A 17,726-nucleotide genomic window follows, 5' to 3' on the forward strand; every position below is an offset into this window, starting at 1 on the left:
CGTGGTGTTTCCGCTCTTATAATTGATAATGATTATCATTTTCATTGATTAAAATAGCATGCCGCTTCTATCGTGTCAATCCAAATTTGGAAGGATATGCTTGTCTTCATCTTCTTAGAGAATGCGGTTAACCGGCTCCCAATCACGCAAAAAACCCGCCCTCGGGCACTTTTTTTCAAGTGTCCTATGGCGGGTTCTCGCTTCTGCAATATTCAATTTTTACGACAAGCAGTATTTCACCAGCGCCTCGTGTACGCCATCCTCGTTATTCGAAGCCGTTACCGCATTGGCGGCGGCCTTGACCTCTACCGGCGAATTATCCATCGCTATGCCCATGCCTGCGTAAGTGAGCATCGTAATATCGTTGAAGTAATTGCCGATGGCCAGCACTTCGTCCGGCCGATAGCCTCTTTTGGCTGCCAGCTGCTTCAGCGCATTTCCCTTGGATGCTTGGTTGTGCATCAGATCGATAAAGAACTCGCCGCTTCGCAGCATGTTGAAGGGCAGGGTCCACTTGCTCCAATCCGCATAAACGCGGTCGATATCGGCGGATTCGCCGAATACCGTAAATTTCACGACCGGGTCCGACAGCTCCTCCCATGACGGCAGGTTGCTAGGCAGCATCAAATAGTTTTCGTACATCGAACGTACCGGTCCGGCAAGCTCCTCCACCTGGTCCACGTACATCTCGAAGGCGGTATTCACGTCAAAATGCACCCCGTGCTCACGGCAATATTTCATGAAGGGTTCCAGCTGAGCCGGGTCCATGCCGAACTGATGCACGATGTGATGGGTTTCCACTTCGACCGTTGCCGCGCCGTTATGACTGATGACATAACCGCCAAGACCCATGCTTTTCATGAAAGGAATCGAATTCAGCGGTCCTCTGCCCGTGCACAGTACGATCTCTACCCCTTGTTTTGCGGCTTCCATCACGGTGTTCCTGGTCTTCTCCGTAATTTCATGATGATCATTCAACAGCGTTCCGTCTACGTCAAGCGCAACCAATTTGTATCCCATTCTCCATCCATCCTTTAAGTCTCTATTTCTCTATTCTGATCCGGCTCTTCCGATCAAAGCCAGTTCCTGCTCGGTCAGCTCCCGGTAAGTTCCGATCTCGAGATTTTCATCCAATCGAAGTTCGCCCATGCTGATTCTTTTGAGATACACGACTTTTTTGCCTACTGCCTCAAACATCCGCTTGACCTGATGAAATTTGCCTTCATGGATGGTCAGCGAGATGCGGGACAGCTGGACTCCGTCCTCCCGTTCCTCATGGGAATGGATCGCCAGTTCTCCGGGCAAGGTTACGTATCCGTCATCCAATGTGACTCCTGCGGCAAACCGACGTACATCCTCTTCGTCCACGAGGCCCTCTACGGTCGCTTCATAGGTCTTGGGGATATGCTTCCGGGGCGACAGCAGCTCATGGGCCAACTTGCCGTCATTCGTAAGCAGCAGCAGTCCTTCCGTGTCTTTATCCAGCCTGCCCACCGGAAACGGCTCGAAGACCCGATATTCCGCATCCAGCAGATCCAGCACCGTACGATCGCGCAGATCCTCGGTTGCCGAGACGACGCCCGGAGGTTTGTGCAGCATGAGATACACGAACTCCCGGTATTGAATGGTTTCCCCTTCAAACTCAATGATATCCGCGTAGGGATCCACATGTTTCCCCGGATCCTTCGTTATCGTTCCGTTGACGACGATGCTCCCCTGCTTCGCTTTTTTCTTTAATTCGGCCCTCGAGCCGAATCCCAGATTGGACAGCACCTTGTCCAATCTTTGCGTTCTCCTGCCTTTGCCGCTCATACCGATGTCCACCTCCACCCTGCCGGATACTCGTTCTTCAACATGCCTGACTGCCATTTGCCCCAGCCGGCCGAGTATCCGTCTATACACACTAACACATAACCCTTCGCTTCAGCACCCGACCGGCACGTCAAGCGTTCCTCCGAAATCGACAAGGTTTCCCCTTTCAAATACCGGACCGCTTCGCCGTCTTGTGAAGACAGGCTCACATGCCGGGCGGCCTCATCCGCTTGCAGCGCCGTGGCCAAAGGATGCCCCGGCACGAACCGTTCATTCTTCAGCTGTCCCATGTACCATCCGGGACGGATGGCCTTCAGCTGTTTCAGACGCTCCTCCGGCAGTGGCGATACGTACACATGGCTGCCGTAGATAACGGGATATCCCTGCAGCTTAACGTGCAGCTGCTCATGGATAAAGGCATGGAACGGGTCGATCGAAGTCGGATTCGACTGACGATCTCCTCCGCTTCGGCGGGATGCCTGCTGACGCGAAGCGCCGTTGCTGCCCCTCCCGGGTTTTCCCGGCCGATCTTCCCGGAGCGCGGATTTCCCTTTACGCTCCCTTGATGGTTCGGTCCGCGGGGAGACAGCAAGCGAACCGTGGTCCAGGCCGCCTGTCTGGATCCAAGGAGCTTGGTCTTTCTCGGCCTCCCGAAGGTCCAGCTCACCTTCCCGCTGAAGCACGGCCATGAAATGCCCTTCGCCTCTGACCTTATGCGGCCACAATCGGGCGGTACCGGCAAGCTGCCCCAGCACATCGTCCTTCACGTTCCCTTGGCCCGCCATCCAATCCGTTTCTCCCGGGGAAAAGAATTCCGAATGATCCACCGGAACCACGCGAAAATCCGGATGTTCGCTCAGAAACTCCGCAATCATCCCTTCATTCTCTTCCGGCGAGAAGGTGCAGGTGGAATACACGAGCCGGCCTCCCGGGCAGAGCATGGCTGCCGCCGATTTCAGGATATCCCGCTGCATCTCCGGAAACTTGAGCGGAGACGATTCCTCCCAGTACTTCAGCATGGATTCGTCTTTGCGGAACATCCCTTCGCCGGAGCATGGAGCATCGATCAATATTTTCGTGAAAAATTCGGGAAAAGCTCCGGCAATCCGCTCCGGCTCCTCATTCAGCACCACGGCATTCCGCACGCCGTACATCTCCAAATTTTTGGCCAGCGCTTTGGTGCGGTCCGGATGCAGATCATTGCTGATCAGCACCCCCTGACCCTGCAGCTTCGCCGCAATCTGCGTGGATTTGCCCCCGGGAGCGGCGCACAAATCCAGTACCCGGTCGCCCGGCGTAACATCAAGCAGCTCGACGGGAGCCATGGCGCTCGGCTCCTGGATATAATAAAGCCCTGCATGATAGTAAGGGTGCCGCCCCGGGCGCTCCCCCTCCTGAATATAGTAACCGGTTGGACACCAGGGGATGGGCGCAAGGGCAAAGGGGGATATTTCCAAGAAATCGGCCTTGCCGATCTTCAGCGTGTTCACCCGAATGCCGGCAAACGGGGGTTGTTCATAAGACTTCATAAAATTGTCATAGTTTTCGCCGAGCAGCGATTTCATCTTCGCCAGAAACGGCGAAGGCAGACGTAATGCCATACTAAGTACCTACCTGTTCTGTATCGTATCGGTTTGAAGTGTATGTTCGCACAGCCGAAGCGAACTTTCGCATGTTCCGCTGCGACTTTTAATATTGTATAATAAACTACATTAAAAAGGACAAGTCCTTGTTTATTATTACTCATTAGGGGGTGGATCCATGAACCGCAAAAAAAAGAATAAATACACCGCGTTATACGCCTTCGGGGGAGTCTTCGTACTGTTGGTTGCCGCACTCGTTTTCTTGAACGGTCAAGGAGAAGCAAGCGATTTATACGGCGGCAAGAAGGTCTCCAGCCTGAACCCGGCTACACAGGAGCTCCTTAATGATCCGAATTACCAGCAAATCGTTTTGCCGGATCAGCTGAAGAGCAAGGTCGACAACAAAGAGAACTTCTTCGTATACTTCTTTGCTTCCGATTGTCCGCACTGCCGGGCGACGACCCCGGAATTGATGCCATTGGCCGATGACGCCGGCATTACGATGCACCAGTACAATCTCCGCGAGTATCAGGAGGGCTGGAGAGAATACAACATCGAGTTCACCCCGACGCTCGTTTACTTCGAGAACGGCGTAGAGAAGGAACGCATGGTCGGCGGCTTGAAACCGGAAGGTTCCAGCGAAGGCTACTCCATCGACGACTTCAAGCAATTCCTGGATAAATACAAAGGGAGCGTGACGAAATGAACCGCACCCGCGCCATTCTCTTTACCTTCGTCATATCGGGCATGCTGCTGACCGCATGCGGCGGCAAAGAATCCGCTGCCAGCCATCAGCACGGCGCCGATTCCGAACGATACGAGACAACGGCCAGCCTGACGGTGATGCCGGAGTTTCTGTCCAATTACACCGACAATACGCAAGCAACCTATGCCACGGTCGGAGAACTTGAGGACATTATCAAGGAAATCAAATGCTACTGCGGCTGCATGGACGAGGAGACCGGCTATCACGATTCCCTCCACCGCTGCTTCATCGCCGAGAGCAAGGACGGCGAAGTCAAATGGACGGACCATGGTGCCCAGTGCGGCATCTGCCTGACCGAGCTTCAGGATGCCAAACGGCTCCATGACGAAGGAAAATCCGTTGACGAAATCAAACAGTTCATCGATGACAAATATAAAGGCACCGAATCCTGAGATTGCCCCACAAAGTGGAGCCTATGCTTCGATGCTTATTCCAATTACTTTGCGGGGGGCCCCAAGACATATAAATGCAAATCACAAATAAGAGCTGCCCACACGTAGATCCTTCTACAGACGGGCAGCTCTTTTTTACTTATTCTCTCGGCGCTACTTGGCATGTGCCCGCTCCGGCTTGCGCCGCTGCGGAATGTTCGGCTTGATCCGATTCGATGCCAACAAAACCGCCCGCTTCAGCTCCGTATCCCCAATTTCGATCGTCAGATCCCTATAGGGAAACGGATGAACGTCATACGTTAACAGCTGCCTGGCGTAGTCCCGCACCTCGCTCACCAGCTTCCCCATCGAAATCCCGAGTTCATCCCGGGGATAGCTTTCGAGCCGGGAGGCGGCGCTTGTGAACATCTTATATGCTCCTCTTACGTTGTTGTTCCGGAAGTGAAAGAGCCCGACTGCCACTTGCAGCAGCCCCTTGTACCTGGGATCGCGATCCCGTTCCAGCCACAGCTCCTCCAACACCTCATGGCATTCGAAGTAGTCCCGGTCCCGGTTGAAATAGACGAGGTAAGCGACATATAGCGGCTCATAGCTCATCTTCATTTACTTTCTTCTTGGCTGCAGCCAGCAGCTCCTTCACTTCGTCCAGAAGCACCTTCATCTCATCCATGTCATGAGCCTGCCATATCGCATTAAAGCGGCTCTGGAATGCGATCGCCTCGTTGACCAGATGGAAAAAGTACAGCTTGTGTATCGCGTTCAGCACCTGCGTCGTAATATTGGAATCGTCCTCGAACTGCCGCTGTGCCTCCAAAATATCCTCACGGATGCTCGACATTTCCGTATCCAGCGTATTGGCCGCTTCTCCGGCCTTCTTCAGGCGGGCCCGAATGTCATCCGGCAGGCTTTCACGGTACTTGTAGCTAAGGGAATGCTCAATCGTAGCCCAGAAATTCATGGCCAGCGTGCGGATCTGAATTTCGGCAAGCACCTTCTTTTGTCCCAAAGCCGTTTGCACCGGATATTCAATGATCATATGAAAGCTCCGATAGCCGCTCTCTTTGAAATTGGTAATGTAATCCTTCTCATATAGCACAGTCAGGTCTTTCCGTGCCCGGATATATTCGGCCACCCGCCGAATATCCTCCACGAATTGACACATAATGCGAATGCCTGCGATATCCTCAATCCCGGTTTCCAACTGGTCCATCGGCACATTGAGGCGTTTCGCCTTGTCCAGTATGCTCGAGATCCGTTTGACCCGACCCGTTACGAATTCGATGGGTGCGTATTCCTCCCTTTTTTTCAGTTCGGCACGCATCGTCTTGAATTTGACCTTCAATTCCTCAACGGTCTGCTCATACGGAAGCAAAAATGTCCCCCAGTCTCTAACGTCCATCGCCTTGCCTCCTGTCTTTACCCCTTTACCGATGATTAGCGCCGACGGCTTCGGAAATATGGCTGAAGCCATCCCGTGCAAGCAGCTCCCGGAGACCGGAATGAAGCTTGCGATTCACCTCTGGCCCTTCATAGATAAGTGCTGTATAAATTTCCACCAGGCTTGCGCCTGCCCGTATTTTGTCATAAGCATCCCTTGCCGTAAAAATTCCACCGGAACCGATAATCGGAAGCGAACCGCCGGTTTGCTTGTAGATTCGCGACACGATCTCCGTCGAGCGGTTCCGCAGCGGCTTGCCGCTCAGGCCTCCGGTTTCCTTGGCGTTGCTGTGCGTCAGGCCGTCCCGCGAAAGCGTCGTATTCGTGGCGATAATGCCGGAAACGCCGCTAGCGCTGATCGTATCCACCATGAATTCCAGCTCCTCATCGCTCACATCCGGCGCAATCTTCACCAGAACGGCCTTCTCGCCCCCATGGATCTTCGCCTGCCGCGACATTTCGTTCATCACGGCTTCCAGCAGGGATGACAATTCGCTTCCATGCTGAAGGCTGCGCAAATCCGGCGTGTTCGGCGAGCTGATGTTGACAACAAAAAAGTCGCCATACGGAAATAAAGCTTGAATGCAAGCTTCATAATCATCGTTGGCTTTCTCGTTTGGCGTTGCCTTGTTCTTCCCGATGTTGACGGCAACCGGAATGCGGCGTTCCTTGAGTGCGGACAGCCTTTTGGCCATGGCCTCGGCCCCTTCGTTATTGAAGCCCATCCGGTTGATGAGCGCCTCATCCGGAGGAAGCCGGAACAATCGCGGCTGTTCATTGCCTGGTTGTCCCTTCGGGGTTACCGTGCCTACTTCCATAAATCCGAAGCCGATGGAGGAGAAGCCTTTGACGGCGTGAGCATTTTTGTCCAACCCGGCGGCAAGTCCGACCGGCGTCGGGAAATGAAGCCCGAACAGGTCCACTGCCAAATCCGGCGTTTCGTTCACACCATACATCCCCCGCATGACAGCGTCTGCGCCGACCACGCCGGAGGCACGTCCAAGGCCGCCAACCACAAGGTGGTGGGCTTTTTCGGGATCCAGTCTAAAAAATATAGGTTTGCCTATGTTGCGGTACAGCACATCCACTCTTCCTCTCATCCAGTTATTTCTCTATCCTTCAGTTTATCCGTTTCTTCCTCAAAAAGAAAGTTCTTCGGCATAAACTGAGCGATCGTCCCGGCTTGAAAGCGATATGGCAATTTTAGGACAAACCCCTTACAATAAAGGAAGATTGTACAAATCATTTCACGATCATGAGAGAAAGAGGGGAAAGACATGTCAGCCAAACGTAAGCCTCCGACCTTGCAGCAAAAAAAAGAAGAGGTTAATAAGAAGGCCATACTATGGATCAGCTCCGGCATCGCTCTTCTGATTATCCTGATTATCGTTCTGATTGTGATCGCCCAGCCTTAATCCAGCCAGTGATACACCTTGCCCGGGTTGGTCTGACCCTGGGTATGCTTGAGCTTAAAACGCTCTTTCGGCGTCCACAGGTCCTCGGGCAGGACCCCTTCCCTTATTTTCACGGCGGTTCCCATCGGAACCAAGTCAAACAGCTCCTCCACATCCTCAGTCAGCATACGGATACAGCCCTCGGATTCGTTCGCGCCGATGCTGTCCATGTCCAGCGTCCCGTGTATCGCGTACAGCGTATCGGAAAGCTGCATTCCCCGCGTGCCGTAGGGACCCTTCGTGGTTCCGTTCGGATTGACTACCTTATCGTTGATATGAAAATCACCCAACGGCGTTTTGGCTCCGCCGAGCCCGACCTCATAATTACGCAGCAGGATGCCGCCGCTTACGACGGCCAGCCGATGCCGTTTCCGGTCAATGATGACCTGAAGCGGCTGTTCGAAAAAGGGGTCTCCGTTCGGCGAAGTCCCCCAATATCCAGGTTCCTCCGTGCTGTTCCCCGGCTGCTGTCCCGCTTTCCCTTGACCGCCAGCTCCTTGGGATTGCTGCTGCATTAACGTTTCGAACATCTGCTCCATCGCTTTCGAGCGGCCGGACAGCCAATTATTCGGATACGGCTGTGTCAATTCATCCAAGCTTTTGGGCAGGCGGCCGTGCCGAGCCTTATACTGTTTGGCCGCTTCCTGCAGAACGGCCGTCTCGACCTGCAGATCGGCCCACTGCCCCGCGCTCCGCTTAAGCCTCGAACTGTCCGCAGGCTCGCAATCGCACTCTTCGGCTGCTCCCTCGTAAGGCTGAATAGCGATCGCGCCTTGATCATTCCGATGCAGACCGTATAACCGTTCCATGTCCCGGCTCCACAGCAGCCATTTGCCCGAACGCTTCATCCCCAGCGCAACCGACCAATTCGGCAGCTGCTGCGGATGCTGAAGCAATGAGGACAGTGCACCCGCGGAATCCTTGCCTTGGCCGGTAGGAACGGCTGTGTACAGCGGTTCCTTGCGCGAATCCGGCTTCTCTTTGTTAAGCGCATTGGCGGACGCCGGCTCATGCGGCGGGAACAAATCTTCCGCAAGATTCCCTGTAGCGGAGCCCGGCGCCTGGGCGGGCGGAAGGAAAACCAGCAGGAGAAGCACCAGCGCCGCTAGCAAACGCCGGGTCCTCTTTCGCTTGCGCTCCTTGTCCTTCTCCATCTCCAATAAGCGATGCTCGTAATTTTTCCATATGTCGGACGGGACCTGACTCAGCTCAAAGGCTTCGTAGACCCCTTCGGCCTTGTTGTAGCAGTAGTTCGCCTTGCCCTGCTCGCCGGCCTGCTCATACTCCTTGCCCAGCAGGTACCAGGCCATTTTATTATCAGGATGCGTCTCCACATATCTTTTGAGGTACAGCGAATTGTTCATTCGAGAGCCTCCTATAATGACATTTTTACCTCTATTATCCTGTATATCGGAATTAACGCTCCGATTATGTATGAGTCCCCGGATATGAAAAAACGCCCCCTGCCTTAGTCGGGCAGAGGACGTCGGTATAAGTTCAAGATGGAATATCAGGGATCGAGCGGAATTTGTTATTCTGCGTTAAACGGCTCGTCTGCAATCCGAATTGAATCTGTTGGACAGCCGTCGCAAGCATCCAGCATGTCGTCATGCATATCTTCCGGAATTTCCGTTACCCCGCGGTTGTTGTCCCCGTCGAAAATAACTTCTGCCAGGCCTTCGTCGTCGTAATCGTAAATGTCGGGTGCCGTTGCGCCGCATGCGCCGCATGCGATGCAGGTATCTTTATCTACCCAAGTAAACTTCGCCATAGTCTCTCTTCCTCCTGTATATCTATAAACATCTCAATAAACATAGTATAAGCTGACGGTTCTGCCGCCACCATCTACATATATTAATACAATTGTTTTAGGAATACAAATAAATTTCCTAACATTTTCCGACAAAAATCGGCTGTACTTGCAGGCCAATGAGCTGTTCTGTGACGAACAAAAAAACGTCTAATCGCGATCTCGGTCCTGACGATCGGCATTTTTATTATCGTTCCCCAGTTCCCTTGCAAAATCCATCTGTAAAGATGTACCTCTCCGCTTATGATTGCGGATTAAGGACGATGGGTCATCGCCCAGCATGCCGGCGGTCAGTACCGCGCTCTCGCCGAATTTATTGCGCAGCTCGTCCATCACCCGGGTCAGCGACTCTTTCTTGGGCTGCTTCTCGTAGTCGAACAGGTCCAGCTGAATGGCGGATTCCTCCTTCGCCGTGAGCTGCTGCAGCGTGACGCCGAGCAGACGGAGCGGCTTGTCCTGCTTCCAATGCCGGTTATACAGCTCGCATGCTTCCCGGTAGATGTCCTCGGTATTTTCCGTCGGAATGGCAAGATGCCTCGACCTGGTGATCGTCTTCATGTCCGGTGTGCGCAGCGTAATTTGAATGCCGCTGGTCACCAAACCTTGCCTGCGGAGACGGCGCGCTACCTGATCGCTTAAGTTCAGCAGCACCCTTCTGGCCTCCTCAGCCGAGGTAACATCCTGCGGGAGCGTGGTCGTGTGTCCGATGGACTTGCTCTGTTCCCGCTCCGCGACGACGGGAGCATGATCGATGCCGCTGGCCGCCCGTTTCATCCATGACCCCATCACGCCAAAGGTCGAGGTCAGCAGGCTTTCGTCGGCGGCAGCCAGCTGCCCGATGGTCTGAATGTTCAGCTTGCGCAGCTTGTCGGCCGTCTTGCTCCCGATGCCGAACAGCTCCGCGCAGGGTTTGTTCCAAAGCACTTGCGGGACGTCCCGAATTCGCAGCACGGACAGCCCGTTGGGCTTTTTCATGTCCGAGGCCATCTTGGCCAGCAATTTATTGGGAGCAATGCCGACCGAGCACGGTAGCGACAGCTCCTCGCGGATGCGCTCCTGGATTTCCCGAGCGATATCCAGAGGGGTGCCGAACTGCTTCGAGCCGGTAATATCCAGGTAACATTCATCGATCGAAGTCGCTTCCAGCAGCGGCGTATAGGCATAAGCTATGTTCATGAACGCATTGGAATACTTGCGGTACAGATGGAAATCCGGCTGGATGATCATCAGGTCAGGGTAGATTCGCAGCGCCTGCCTCACGTTCATGCCGGTGCGGATCCCCAGCGACCTCGCCGCGTAGGAGCAGGTGACGATGACGCCTTTGCGCAGCTCGATGCTGCCTGCGACAGCCGTGGCTTTGCCGCGATAGAGCTCCGGCTCCTCCGCCTCATGCACGGAGCAGTAAAAAGCATTCATATCCACATGCAGGATAACGCGGCCGCTGGCCGGATAATAATCGTCGATTGGTCCCACGCAGAATTCCTTCTTTCTTCGGTACGGTTCTTCATAATCTATAGGGAATAGGGTCGCCCCATTATTTAGGGTTCGGTCTGAATGACGGTTACGGTACTTGAGGCAATGGTGCCTCTTCCATTATACCGTTTTTAGAGATCGATGCCTGTATGATCTTGTCCACTAAGCGAATCATGTACGCACGGCTGCCCCCGATTTACGCCTCCAGCATACCGTCCCCCTTCGCAAGGGTCAAGGATGGGCCCCTTGAGGGAAAAGTTTGTTTTACTCTGTTACTTTCCCGCAAAGAAATGCTATAATACAAAATTATAAACAATGCGGTCCAATCCCGGACACCCAAAGGAGGACATCATGTCTAAGTCCATTTCCATCTTTGATACGACACTTCGCGACGGAACCCAGGGCGAAGGAATCAGCTTGTCAGCGGACGACAAGGTCAAAATCGCCAAGAAGCTCGATGCTCTTGGTGTTCATTATATTGAAGGCGGTATCCCGGGAAGCAACAGCAAGGACATCGAATTTTTCAAAAGAGTCCAGGATCTCGGCTTAACCTCAAAAGTAACCGCTTTTGGCAGCACCCGGCGCAAAGGTTCCATTGCCGACCAGGATGCCAATCTGCTTCGCATTCTGGAATCCGGCGTTTCTGCCGCCACCTTGGTCGGGAAGTCTTGGGACTTCCACGTCCATACGGCGCTTCAAACGACACTCGAAGAGAATTTGGCCATGATTTATGATTCCATCGCTTTCCTGAAGCGGAAAGGCCTCGAGGTCATTTTTGATGCCGAGCACTTTTTTGACGGTTACAAGAACAATCCGGAATATGCTGTTGCCGTATTGTCCAAGGCACGGGAAGCAGGCGCCGACTGGCTTGTCATGTGCGATACGAACGGCGGCAGTCTCCCGCACGAGATTTCGGACATTGTCACGTCGCTGACGGGTCCATTGCCTGGCGCTCCGCTCGGCATTCATACCCACAACGACTGCGAGCTTGCCGTTGCCAACACCCTGAGCGCCGTGCAGGCCGGTGTCCGGCATGTGCAGGGAACGATGAACGGATACGGGGAACGATGCGGGAACGCCAACCTATGCTCCATCATTCCGAATCTGCAGCTGAAGCTCGGGTATGAGTGCATCGGTGACGACAACCTCCGCACGCTGACGAATACCGCACGGTATATCAGCGAAATCGCCAACGTTAACATGCCGGTTAACCAGCCGTATGTCGGCAACGCCGCCTTCGCCCATAAGGGAGGCATCCACGTTTCCGCGATCCTGCGCGATTCCAGAACGTACGAGCATATCGAACCGGAGAAGGTCGGAAACAAACAGCGCGTGCTGGTCTCCGAGCTCGCGGGGCAGAGCAATATCGTATCAAAGGCGCAGGACATGGGGCTTGACTTTGATCCCGCAAGCGAGCAATCCAAGCATATTATCGGAAAAATCAAGGATCTCGAGCATGAAGGGTATCAATTCGAGGGCGCAGACGCTTCCCTGGAGCTGCTTCTTCGGGAAGCGAACGGAGAGCTCAAGGAGCTGTTTACCTTCGAGTCCTTCAAGATGCTGGTCGAGAAGTCGGCCGGACAGCCGGTCGTCTCCGAGGCCTTCGTCAAAGTCAACGTCGCCGGCGAGAGCATCTATACTGCTGCGGAAGGCAACGGTCCGGTCAATGCGCTCGATAATGCGCTGCGTAAAGCGCTGGTCCAATACTTCCCGACGCTCAAGGAAATGCATCTTGCCGACTATAAGGTGCGTGTGCTGGATGACAAGGATGCAACGGCAGCCAAGGTCCGGGTGCTGATCGAATCCAAGAACTTCGAGAATGCTTGGAACACCGTAGGGGTATCCAGCAATGTCATCGAGGCCAGCTGGGAAGCGCTGGTGGACAGTATGCGTTATGCGCTGCTAGGCCAGATTTCCCCGGAGCAGGTGCATGAGTCTGCGGCAAGGCAAGGCTTGGTAAATCATTAGGTTATGTCCAATATAAAAAGCGCGTATCCACCATGTTCAAGACATGGCGGCCGCGCTTTTTTTTTGGTTTTGTCAGCTGGCTAAGCAAACGATTAATTTAACAGCTTGGCCACCTTTTTACGAAGATCCTTGGGATCGGGAGCGCCCAGAATGATTTCCTGAATCACGCCGTTACGATCGATCAGCACGTTCGTCGGGAAAACCTGCCCTTTATACAGCTCCTCGAACACTTCTCCTTTCGTATCGAGAAGGATCGGGTATTGAAGGTTAAAATCCTGAACAAATTGACGCGCTTTCTTCGCATTGTCATACTTGGACACGTTCACGCCGTAGATTTCGAGCTCACTTGCATACTCTGCAGCCAACTTGTCGAGCTCCGGTGCCTCCTGCTTGCACGGCTCGCACCAGGATGCCCAGAAATTGACAAGCATTGCTTTATCGCGGGCTCCGCCGCCGGAATAGGACTTATCGTCCATCCCCTTCAAGGTAAAGGTCGGGGCAAGTAGGCCGGCTTTGGCCCCCGTCTCCGTCGGAAGCGGCTTCTCCTGCATGAAGACGGCCTGGATATCGTCGCCGGCTTGATTATAGACAACAGCGCCTGCCGCGACCAGAAGCAGGACGATAATGATGATATTACGTTTCATAGGTATAGGTTCCTTTGCTAAACTTAGTTATAGAGGTTGTTCAAAAAGTCCGCTTTTGATAAGAAAACCTCTATCGAGGCCACTTCAAGGATGAGCGACCGCGATGCATAGGTAGGTTTTCTTGCGATATAGAATTTCATCAGTTCCACTGATAACTCATAAATTCTATATCTAACACGAAGCGAATCAGGAAGCAGCTCAGCATCGAATCTTGAATTCAGCCGGGCCTTCCGGTGCTCACGTACCCAAAACAGCAGATGCTTTCGAAGGCGTTTTCTGCGAAAACGTGTAGCTCCGCTCCTCACTCCCTAGCTTTATCCAACTGAAGCGTTTTGAAAAAACGCACATCGGAAGCATTAGCTTCGGTGCTGAAAATCGACCTTTTTGAACACGCACTTATAGTCCCTATTGTACCCTGAAACCCTGATCTTTCAAACACGCGATCGACACCATCATAAGATCAGACCAATTATATGATCCAGGAGGATTATACATGAACCCGTCTCACGCGTCCCTGGAGCGGCTTCTGCTGCGCGAGGCCGTCAAAGAGCATATGTCGGACCATATGCATCATCGTTTGCCGGAGGAAGCTTGCGGCGTCCTTATCGGACATGCCGATGAAGCAAGCCGGTCAATCACCGTTACGCAATATATTCCCGTAAAAAATACAGCGGAATTTCCGCTGCATTCTTTTCATCTGGACCCCGTTCAGTGGACTCGCTTGGTATTGGCTGAAAAAGGCATCGTCGGTTTGTTTCACAGTCACCCGCATACCATGCCTGACCCCTCGGGCGAGGATCTGCTTCAGCTCCAATCCTTCGGCGGGTTGCTCCGGGTGTATGCTATTGCTTCTCCTGCAGTTCCCGGCGCCTCCGGCTTAAACGCATTGCAGCTCCATGCCTACAAAATTATCCGGAGTGAGGAAGAACGCGAATCCTTCAGCCAGCTGGCGCCAAGCTCCTGGTCGCTTCAGGGAAGGGCATTTTATTCTCTTGCCCCGATCCCGTTCGCGATCCTAAAGGAATGACGAACTGGCGGACACCACCAATCTCCACTCCCAATGCTACCCCTCGCTTAGATAGACGTATAAATCTCCTAGCGTGGTAGCCTGGTCGCGCGCCTGAATGTCCTTCATGTAATCCGCCCACAGCCGGGCGGTCATGCGCGCATCGGACAGAGCATGGTGCCTTCCCTCCACCGGAATGCCGCTGCTTCGCAGCAGCTCATCCAGACTGTAATCCTTCTGTTCGGGATATAACCTCTGCGCGAGCATCATCGTATCGAGCAGCCGATGCGTTAATCGAACCTTGGAGGTCTTCCACAAGGCTGCGTTCAAGAATCCCCGGTCATGCGCGGCCGCATGGGCAACAAGCACCCTCCCCCCAATAAAGGCCATGAAATCATGCAGCCCCTCCATTAAAGGCGGGGCTGCATCAACCATTTGCTGCGTGATACCCGTAAGCTCGGCAATGAATGGAGACACCGGGGCACCGCTGTTCACGATCATATGAAAGGTTTCATTCTCGATCACCTGCTCACCGATGACCCGGATCGCACCGAAAGACAATATTTCATCGCCGTGCTGGTGGTTGAAACCGGTCGTCTCCAGATCGAACACGACAACCTCCAGCTCGTCCAGCGGGGTGCCCAGAACCTCCGGCCTTCGGTTATCCTTCATCTGGGATCGGATGAATGCCAACTGCTGGGCTGTCTGCGCACCGCGCATGGAGGCGATGGCGGAATTGATGTTACCCGAACGAAGCGATCTCCAGAAACCGCCGTTCGATTGTCCCGGTTCAGTCATGGGCTTCTCCTCTCCGCAAAACGATGCTCGCGCTGCAATGACCGGTGTATCCGTCTCACCACTCCAAGCGTATCGCGAAGCTCGTACTGCATGGTTTTGTTCTTGAGCTGCTCCTGCGGGATATACCCGCTGCTCGTAATCAGTCCGTCCTCCACCCGAAAGGGCGTATCGTTTCTCAGCCGAAGCGCCGTCAAAAAAGCGCGCTGCACGCTTTCCAGCAGCAGGTTCCCGCCTTCAAGCAGCATCACCTTCTCCATGCGTTTTTGCGTCGAGGTTTCGATGATCCCCCGCTGCAGCGCCATGGTGCGTATGCTGTTCACCAGCGGAATATAAACGCCATACTTCACGTCAAACTCGCCGGCATGCTCTCCAAACCGCTCCGTCACGATTCGCCCCATGACATTCAGCGTTGCTTTATGCTTGACCGTGTTCCGCAGCACGGCATGGCCGATGTCCGGATGCTGCTCGACGGAGCTGCGGAAATGGTCCACCCACGCCTCCGAGAGCTCGGTATCGCCCGATATATGGCGCAGGTCCGAAGCAATGATGAAGTTTCGTATCGGTTCCCACTGCCGGTCTCCGCACCATTCGCTGATCTGATTCTTCCAATCGCCAAGCCGCTTGCTCCATAATGGCTCGGAACACATCACTTTTCCGGAGCATTTCGGGTACCCGAGATATTCCAACAGATTCGCCAGCCGAAGCCCAAATTCCCGAAAGAAGGGGAGCGCCTCCTCTTCCAGCTCATCGCCAATGATCAAACCGTTGTCTTGATCGCTCCACAGCGTAGCTTCCTGCCTTCCGCAGCTGCCAAAAGCAACAAAAGCATAACGCGCAGGAGGCCGGCCAAAGCCAGCCTCCCACATGTCCTGCTCACAGATTGCCGCGGCACGCTGTCCAATCAGATCGTGCATCGTATTCACGGATGCGATCCACTCTCTCAGCTCCATGTTACTGCGCATCTCGATGAGATGGTTCTGACAAGCGATCCGTTCATCTCGTAATTGCTGGGCTGTTGCTGCTTTCTGAATTTCCGACAATGCCGGAAACAGATTTACGGATTTCAGAGGTTTCATGCCGCGGCCTCCTTCTGACTTATTTCATGAACAATTAATTGTGAGCTTATAAAGCCGCGTCGCTTCCTGGAACCGCTTTGCTTCCGGAACGGAACTCGGGAGACTTCCCTTCGGATTCCACCAAAAGTTTCATTTGCTCCGGATATCCGTAGGTTCCATGTTCACTGATATCAAGACCCATCAATTCCTCTTCCTCCGTTACGCGGATGCCCATCGTAACTTTCATGATATACAGAATGATGAACGAGATCACCAGAACGAATGCAAACGTGCCGATCAGACCCAGAAGCTGAACGCCGAGCTGGCCGAAGCCCCCGCCGTAGAACAATCCTTCCTTGCCTACGCCCGTGATTTCAACAAGCCTAGGAGCCGCGAACAATCCGGTGGACACGGCACCCCACATACCGGCAATGCCGTGTACGGAGAATGCATATACAGGATCATCGATACCTTTGCGGTCAAACCATTGCGCCGTAAAGAACGTAATCGTACCCGCTACGGCACCGATCACGACGGCCGCCCAAGGCTCCACGAAAGCACAAGCGCCTGTGATGGCAACGAATGCAGCGAGGATACCGTTCAGCATGCTAGGAATATCCGCTTTGCCAAGAACCGCCCAAGAGATCAGCAATGCGGCCAGCGCGCCTGCCGCCGCTGCGATATTCGTATTCAATGCCACGAAACCGAAGAAACCGTCTGTAAGTGCCGAGATGGTGCTGCCCGGGTTAAACCCGAACCAGCCGATCCAGATGATGAATACGCCGAGTACGGATAAAACTTGGTTATGACCCGGTATGCTGTTAGGCTTCCCGTCTTTATTATATTTGCCAAGGCGAGGCTTCAGAAGAATCGTAGCCACCAGTGCTGCTGTTGCGCCTGTCAAGTGAACGACCGTCGATCCGGCAAAGTCCTGCATGCCCAGAGCGCCGAGCCAGCCGCCGCCCCACACCCAGTGAGCAACGATGGGGTAAATCACGATGGTGAACAGCAATCCAAACACGATATAAACGCTCAGCTTTGCCCGTTCTGCCATACCGCCGCAAGCGATCGCCAAGGATACGGCCGCAAAGGACAGATGGAACAGGAACATGATGGTCGTCGGCACATCGTATGCGGACAAGGAATCAAATGAGCCTGCTGCATTGTCGCCGCTTAAGAAGAAGCCTTCAAATCCGAAGAAGCTGTTGCCGTTACCGAAGGCTAGACCAAACCCTAGCGCCCAGAAGGCTACGATCGAAATGCCGAAGGTCAGAAAGGTCTTGCCTGCAACGTGCCCCGCATTTTTCATGCGAACCGAACCGGCCTCCAGCAGAGCGAACCCTGCTTGCATGAAAAATACGAGCAGCGCTGCCAAGAATACGAATACGGAGTTCAGACCAGCCGTTAATTCAACGTTCGTGGCTCCCCCATCAGCGGCGAACGCGCTCGCCGGGAATGCGAGTAGTGCGATTACTCCCGCCATTAAACCTAGCCATCTTTTTTTCATGTTTTACACTCCCCTTTGTGT

At 53.8% G+C, this 17,726-nt stretch carries 18 protein-coding genes; 5 read left to right on the plus strand and 13 right to left on the minus strand.

Annotation, left to right across the window (positions count from 1 at the left end; all coding sequences use genetic code 11):
* Window positions 1-219: 219 nt before the first annotated feature.
* Genes M1D70_RS22455 through M1D70_RS22465 form a run of 3 tightly spaced genes read right to left on the minus strand, consistent with a single transcriptional unit; the run spans window position 220 to window position 3,413 of the window.
* Window positions 220-1,020 carry a Cof-type HAD-IIB family hydrolase gene (locus M1D70_RS22455; RefSeq protein WP_456288004.1) on the minus strand — a complete coding sequence of 267 codons (801 nt, stop codon included), beginning with the start codon at window positions 1,018-1,020 and terminating at the stop codon, window positions 220-222.
* 30 nt (window positions 1,021-1,050) lie between these two features.
* On the minus strand, window positions 1,051-1,812 hold the full coding sequence (locus M1D70_RS22460; protein ID WP_456288005.1) for a pseudouridine synthase: 762 nt from the start codon (window positions 1,810-1,812) through the stop codon (window positions 1,051-1,053).
* On the minus strand, window positions 1,809-3,413 hold the full coding sequence (locus M1D70_RS22465; protein WP_456288006.1) for an RsmB/NOP family class I SAM-dependent RNA methyltransferase: 1,605 nt from the start codon (window positions 3,411-3,413) through the stop codon (window positions 1,809-1,811). Before M1D70_RS22465 ends, M1D70_RS22460 begins: the two co-directional genes overlap by 4 nt.
* A 160-nt stretch (window positions 3,414-3,573) precedes the next feature.
* Here M1D70_RS22465 and M1D70_RS22470 point away from each other — a divergent pair, with 160 nt between their 5' ends.
* On the plus strand, window positions 3,574-4,101 hold the full coding sequence (locus M1D70_RS22470; protein ID WP_009594843.1) for a thioredoxin family protein: 528 nt from the start codon (window positions 3,574-3,576) through the stop codon (window positions 4,099-4,101).
* Window positions 4,098-4,553 (plus strand): PCYCGC motif-containing (lipo)protein, encoded by a 456-nt coding sequence (locus M1D70_RS22475; protein ID WP_009594847.1) that lies wholly within the window; start codon window positions 4,098-4,100, stop codon window positions 4,551-4,553. The genes M1D70_RS22470 and M1D70_RS22475 overlap by 4 nt, the downstream gene beginning before the upstream one ends.
* A gap of 153 nt (window positions 4,554-4,706) precedes the next feature.
* Here M1D70_RS22475 and M1D70_RS22480 read toward each other — a convergent pair whose 3' ends face one another.
* From M1D70_RS22480 to M1D70_RS22490, 3 genes are read right to left on the minus strand one after another with little or no spacing between them, the layout of a single operon-like run.
* Window positions 4,707-5,150, minus strand: coding sequence for a DUF309 domain-containing protein (locus tag M1D70_RS22480; protein ID WP_456290484.1), 444 nt, complete (start codon window positions 5,148-5,150; stop codon window positions 4,707-4,709).
* Complete coding sequence (locus M1D70_RS22485; RefSeq protein ID WP_433940919.1) at window positions 5,140-5,952, minus strand: GTP pyrophosphokinase; 813 nt, start codon at window positions 5,950-5,952, stop codon at window positions 5,140-5,142. Before M1D70_RS22485 ends, M1D70_RS22480 begins: the two co-directional genes overlap by 11 nt.
* Window positions 5,953-5,977: 25 nt before the next feature.
* Complete coding sequence (locus M1D70_RS22490) at window positions 5,978-7,072, minus strand: quinone-dependent dihydroorotate dehydrogenase (protein ID WP_175320810.1); 1,095 nt, start codon at window positions 7,070-7,072, stop codon at window positions 5,978-5,980.
* Between the two features lie 195 nt (window positions 7,073-7,267).
* Here M1D70_RS22490 and M1D70_RS22495 point away from each other — a divergent pair, with 195 nt between their 5' ends.
* The gene (locus tag M1D70_RS22495; protein ID WP_015736685.1) at window positions 7,268-7,405 is read left to right on the plus strand and encodes a hypothetical protein; all 138 of its coding nucleotides are present in this window, start codon (window positions 7,268-7,270) and stop codon (window positions 7,403-7,405) included.
* Here the strand turns inward: M1D70_RS22495 and M1D70_RS22500 are convergent.
* The 3 genes from M1D70_RS22500 to M1D70_RS22510 all read right to left on the minus strand — a co-directional run bounded on the left by M1D70_RS22500 (window position 7,402) and on the right by M1D70_RS22510 (window position 10,727).
* A complete protein-coding gene (locus tag M1D70_RS22500; protein ID WP_456288007.1) occupies window positions 7,402-8,808 on the minus strand; it encodes a L,D-transpeptidase in 1,407 nt (468 codons plus the stop codon). The two genes, M1D70_RS22495 and M1D70_RS22500, sit on opposite strands and share 4 nt — an antisense overlap.
* 167 nt (window positions 8,809-8,975) lie before the next feature.
* Window positions 8,976-9,215, minus strand: coding sequence for a ferredoxin (locus M1D70_RS22505; RefSeq protein WP_009594795.1), 240 nt, complete (start codon window positions 9,213-9,215; stop codon window positions 8,976-8,978).
* Between the two features lie 189 nt (window positions 9,216-9,404).
* Window positions 9,405-10,727, minus strand: coding sequence for a DNA polymerase IV (locus M1D70_RS22510; RefSeq protein ID WP_009594849.1), 1,323 nt, complete (start codon window positions 10,725-10,727; stop codon window positions 9,405-9,407).
* A 351-nt stretch (window positions 10,728-11,078) separates the two neighbouring features.
* On the opposite strand from M1D70_RS22510, the gene cimA reads away from it, so the two are divergent.
* Window positions 11,079-12,695: a citramalate synthase gene (cimA, locus tag M1D70_RS22515; RefSeq protein WP_456288008.1), complete on the plus strand. Its 1,617-nt coding sequence runs from the start codon at window positions 11,079-11,081 to the stop codon at window positions 12,693-12,695.
* A 92-nt stretch (window positions 12,696-12,787) separates the two neighbouring features.
* Here cimA and M1D70_RS22520 read toward each other — a convergent pair whose 3' ends face one another.
* Window positions 12,788-13,339 carry a TlpA family protein disulfide reductase gene (locus M1D70_RS22520; RefSeq protein WP_009594850.1) on the minus strand — a complete coding sequence of 184 codons (552 nt, stop codon included), beginning with the start codon at window positions 13,337-13,339 and terminating at the stop codon, window positions 12,788-12,790.
* 493 nt (window positions 13,340-13,832) lie between these two features.
* Between M1D70_RS22520 and M1D70_RS22525 the strand changes: the two genes are divergently transcribed.
* The gene (locus M1D70_RS22525) at window positions 13,833-14,366 is read left to right on the plus strand and encodes a M67 family metallopeptidase (RefSeq protein ID WP_456288009.1); all 534 of its coding nucleotides are present in this window, start codon (window positions 13,833-13,835) and stop codon (window positions 14,364-14,366) included.
* Window positions 14,367-14,402: 36 nt separating this feature from the next.
* Here the strand turns inward: M1D70_RS22525 and M1D70_RS22530 are convergent, their stop codons facing one another.
* The 3 genes from M1D70_RS22530 to M1D70_RS22540 are packed head-to-tail and all read right to left on the minus strand — an operon-like array spanning window position 14,403 to window position 17,705.
* The gene (locus tag M1D70_RS22530) at window positions 14,403-15,143 is read right to left on the minus strand and encodes a 3'-5' exonuclease (RefSeq protein WP_009594792.1); all 741 of its coding nucleotides are present in this window, start codon (window positions 15,141-15,143) and stop codon (window positions 14,403-14,405) included.
* Window positions 15,140-16,219 (minus strand): DUF294 nucleotidyltransferase-like domain-containing protein, encoded by a 1,080-nt coding sequence (locus M1D70_RS22535; protein WP_456288010.1) that lies wholly within the window; start codon window positions 16,217-16,219, stop codon window positions 15,140-15,142. Before M1D70_RS22535 ends, M1D70_RS22530 begins: the two co-directional genes overlap by 4 nt.
* Before the next feature lie 46 nt (window positions 16,220-16,265).
* Window positions 16,266-17,705 (minus strand): ammonium transporter, encoded by a 1,440-nt coding sequence (locus tag M1D70_RS22540; protein ID WP_433940926.1) that lies wholly within the window; start codon window positions 17,703-17,705, stop codon window positions 16,266-16,268.
* Between the last annotated feature and the right edge of the window lie 21 nt (window positions 17,706-17,726).

This window comes from Paenibacillus sp. AK002 (assembly GCF_053903045.1).